Source organism: Gammaproteobacteria bacterium, assembly GCA_037388465.1.
Taxonomy (GTDB): Bacteria; Pseudomonadota; Gammaproteobacteria; order SpSt-1174; family SpSt-1174; genus JARRKE01.
On sequence record JARRKE010000122.1, the window covers coordinates 1 to 4,094 of the forward strand.

Consider the following 4,094-nt stretch of genomic DNA (forward strand, 5'->3'; position numbering starts at 1 on the left):
CCGTTGCGTTCCCAGGCGTCCGCCCAGGACCAGTCGAAGACGAACTCGCCGTAGGAATTGTTCTTGGCGTACATCGGCATGGCCGCGCGCAGGTGACCTGCTTCGTCGTGTCCGACGACGAAGTGCGGATACCAGCCGAAGGTTTCGCCGACGCAATCGTGGCGTTCCAGCGCGGCGAGAAATTCGTAGCTGACGAAGGGATTGTCGATCCCGCCGAGCGCGTTCCACTCGTCGGGATCGACGTCTTCCAGGCTTTGAATGACGGAGTAGTGCAATAGGTTCATTGCCGTGGCCGTCCTGGCCGGCCGAACTCAGTCCTTATTTTCTTCGAGGTAGCGTTCCGCATCCAATGCAGCCATGCAGCCGGTGCCGGCCGAGGTGATGGCCTGGCGATAGACGTGGTCCATGACGTCGCCGGCGGCGAATACGCCCGGCACGCTGGCGGCGGTCGCACCGCCGTCGTTGCCGCTCTTCACCTTGATGTAGCCGCCCTTCATTTCCAGCTGGCCTTCGAAGATCTGGGTGTTGGGGCGGTGCCCTATGGCGATGAAGACACCGTGCACGTCGATATCCTGCGTGCTGTCGTCCAGGGTGCTGCGCACGCGCATGCCGGTCACGCCGCTGTCGTCGCCCAGGACCTCGTCGAGGGTGTGGTTCCAGACCAGCTTGATGTTGCCGTTGCGCGCCTTTTCCAGGAGCTGCGACTGCAGGATCTTCTCGGCACGCAGCTGGTCGCGGCGATGCACCAGGTAGACCTCGCTGGCGATGTTGGACAGGTACAGGGCCTCCTCGACCGCGGTGTTGCCGCCGCCGATCACCGCGACCTTCTGGTTGCGATAGAAAAAGCCGTCGCAGGTCGCGCAGGCGGATACGCCCTTGCCCTTGTAATGGGTTTCCGATTCCAGGCCAAGATACATGGCCGAGGCGCCGGTGGCGATGATCAGCGCGTCGCAGGTGTAGGTACCGCTGTCGCCGGTCAGCTTGAAGGGGCGCTGGTCGAGTTCGACCAGGTGGATGTGGTCGAAGATGATCTCCGTTTCGAAGCGCTCGGCATGCTTGCGCATGCGCTCCATCAGGTCGGGCCCCATCACGCCGTCATTGTCGCCGGGCCAGTTGTCCACGTCGGTGGTGGTCATGAGCTGCCCGCCCTGTTCCAGTCCGGTAACCAGCACAGGCTGGAGATTGGCGCGCGCCGCGTAAACGGCGGCGGTATAGCCTGCGGGGCCGGAACCGAGGATCAGAAGCCGGCAGTGCTTGGGGTCGCTCATGTATACTTGCTCCTGTTGATGATCGCCGGCGCCGGATGGCCGAAGCGCCGGAGGGGAAGCCGCTGGGAAGGGCACTAATGGTAAGGGCTCGACCTGGCAGGGTAAAGAACACCGCGCGGCGGCAGGGCCATTTCCCGCGCTTCCTGGCGGGCGATTATGCGCATTGGGATTCCCACTGAAATCAAACCACTGGAAGGTCGTGTCGCGCTGACGCCGGAGGCCTGCTCCGAGCTGTGCGGCGCGGGTCACGAGGTCCTGGTGCAGGCCGGTGCGGGCGTCAGCAGCGGCTGTGCCGATGCCGAATACGCCCGGGTGGGCGCGCGCCTGGTGCCCGACGCGGCGGCCCTGTACGGCGAATCTGAACTGGTGGTGAAGGTGAAGGAACCGCAGACGGCCGAGCTCGAACTGCTGCGACCCGATCACCTGCTGTTCTGCTTTCTTCATCTGGCCGCGAACCGCGATCTGGCCGAACGTCTGCGCCGGATCGGCCTGACCGCCGTCGCCTTCGAAACCGTCTCTGAAAACGGCCGCCTGCCGCTGCTCGCGCCCATGAGCGAGATCGCCGGGCATCTGGCCGTGCAGGTCGGGGCGCATCTGCTGCACCGGCCGCTGGGTGGCCGCGGCATCCTGCTGGGCGGCGTCACCGGCACCGAACGCGGGCGGGTGGTGGTGCTGGGCGCCGGCACCGCGGGAACCTCCGCGGTGACGCAGGCGGCAGCGCTGGGCGCCGAGGTAACGGTGTTCGACCTGCGCGTCGAGCGGCTGGAGCGGATGCGCGAGCTGGGCCCCAACGTCACAGCCCTTCACAGCAGCGCCGCCGCGATCGACCGCGCGGTGCGCACGGCCGACCTGCTGGTCGGCGCGGTGCTGGTGCCGGGCCGGCAAACCCCGCGTCTGGTCGGCGAGGATCAGGTTGCGGCAATGCAGGCCGGCAGCGTGATTGCCGACATTTCGGTCGACCAGGGCGGGTGCATCGCCACCACGCGCCCCACGACTTATGATGACCCGGTTTACACCCGGAACGGCGTGCTGCACTTTTGCGTGACCAACATGCCGGGCGGGGTGCCGCGTACCGCGACGCAGGCGCTGGCCGCGGTTCTGTTACCCTATGTGCGCCGCCTCGCCGAAACCGCCTGGGAGGACGATCCGGCGCTCGAATCGGGCGTCAACGTGGCGGACGGCGCATTCGTGAACCCGGCTGTAGCAGCCGAGTTCGAGCATGTATAATCAAGGCGTTAACTCATTTTCTTGATAAAGTAGGTCACCTGTGGCTCAGGCTTCCCGTAAATCGGCGTCTCCCGCGAGACCGCTCAGCGTGCATGTCGGCAAGGGCTTGCGCGAGGCGGCCCTGCTCGTCCTGCTTGCCGTGGCCGCGTACCTGCTGCTGGCGCTGGTGACCTACCATCCCGGCGACCCCGGCTGGTCGCATACGGGCTCCAATCTCAAGGTTCAGAATCTGGGCGGCCGCGTGGGGGCCTGGTTCGCCGACGTGCTGCTGTACCTGTTCGGCTATCTGGCCTACCTGGCCCCCGTGATGGTGGGCTTCAGCGGGTTCCTGGTGAACCGCACCCGCGAGGACAGCAACGACATCGATTTCCGCACCCTCGGCATCCGCTGGGCGGGATTCTTCATTACGGTGATCACCGGCTGCGGCCTGGCGACCCTGCATTTCCTGCCCGCCAACCTGCCCCTCGGCGCGAGCGCCGGCGGCATCCTGGGCCAGGTGGTCGGCGGCGGGCTGCTGCGTCCGTTCAGTCTGGTCGGCACCACGGTGCTGCTGCTGGCCGGTTTTGTCGCCGGCTTCACCCTGTTCACCGGCCTGTCCTGGCTGTCGCTGATGGATCTGCTGGGCCGCTACACGCTGGCTTCCCTGGCCTGGATTCGCCGGCGGGTGGGCGAGCTGCGCGAGCGCAAGATCAGCAAGCTGGCGCGCGTCGAGCGCGAGACGGTGGTCAAGGCGGAAAAGGCGCGCGTCAGCAAGCGCCAGCAGCCGGTGCGCATCGAGCCGGTGGTGACCACGCCCAAACCCAGCGAACGGGCCCAGAAGGAAAAACAGATTCCGTTGTTCAAGGACAAGAGCACGGGCGGCGGGCTGCCGCCGCTGGCGCTGCTGGACGCGCCCGAGGAGAGCAAGGGCGGCTATTCCGAGGAGACCCTGACGGCGCTTTCCCGGCTGGTGGAGCTCAAGCTGCTCGACTTCGGGGTGGAGGTCGAGGTGGTGGCCGTCCATCCCGGCCCGGTGATCACCCGCTTCGAGCTGCAGCCGGCGCCCGGCCTCAAGGTCAGCAAGATCGCCAATCTCGCCAAGGACCTGGCGCGCGCCCTGTCCGTGATCAGCGTGCGTATCGTGGAGGTCATACCGGGCAAGTCCACCATCGGCCTGGAGATCCCCAACGAGACGCGCGAGACCGTGCGCCTGAGCGAGGTCCTGCAGACCCGCGAATACGAAAAACAGTCCTCCTGCCTGACCCTGGCGCTGGGCAAGGACATCGGCGGCCAGTCGGTGTACGCCGACCTGGCGCGCATGCCGCACCTGCTGGTGGCGGGCACCACCGGCTCGGGCAAATCGGTGGCCGTGAACGCCATGCTGCTCAGCCTGCTGTACAAGGCCAAGCCGTCGGATGTGCGCCTGATCCTGATCGATCCCAAGATGCTGGAACTCAGCGTGTACCAGGACATTCCGCATCTGCTGGCGCCGGTGGTGACGGACATGAAGGATTCCGCCAACGCGCTGCGCTGGTGCGTGGCCGAGATGGAGCGCCGCTACAAGCTGATGTCCATGCTGGGCGTGCGCAATATCGCCGGCTACAACCGCAAGATCAAGGA

Annotated in this window: 4 protein-coding genes; 2 read left to right on the forward strand and 2 right to left on the reverse strand. The window is 66.3% G+C overall.

Annotated elements, in window-relative coordinates:
* Nucleotides 1-284: peptidogalycan biosysnthesis protein (locus tag P8Y64_13825; GenBank protein ID MEJ2061536.1), on the reverse strand; the 284-nt coding region annotated here is incomplete at its 3' end.
* A gap of 27 nt (nucleotides 285-311) precedes the next feature.
* Nucleotides 312-1,268 (reverse strand): thioredoxin-disulfide reductase, encoded by a 957-nt coding sequence (trxB, locus tag P8Y64_13830; protein MEJ2061537.1) that lies wholly within the window; start codon nucleotides 1,266-1,268, stop codon nucleotides 312-314.
* Between the two features lie 156 nt (nucleotides 1,269-1,424).
* Between trxB and ald the strand changes: the two genes are divergently transcribed.
* Together ald and P8Y64_13840 are read left to right on the forward strand one after the other, a co-directional pair.
* A complete protein-coding gene (gene ald / locus P8Y64_13835; protein MEJ2061538.1) occupies nucleotides 1,425-2,495 on the forward strand; it encodes an alanine dehydrogenase in 1,071 nt (356 codons plus the stop codon).
* A gap of 40 nt (nucleotides 2,496-2,535) precedes the next feature.
* Nucleotides 2,536-4,094: DNA translocase FtsK 4TM domain-containing protein (locus tag P8Y64_13840; protein MEJ2061539.1), on the forward strand; the 1,559-nt coding region annotated here is incomplete at its 3' end.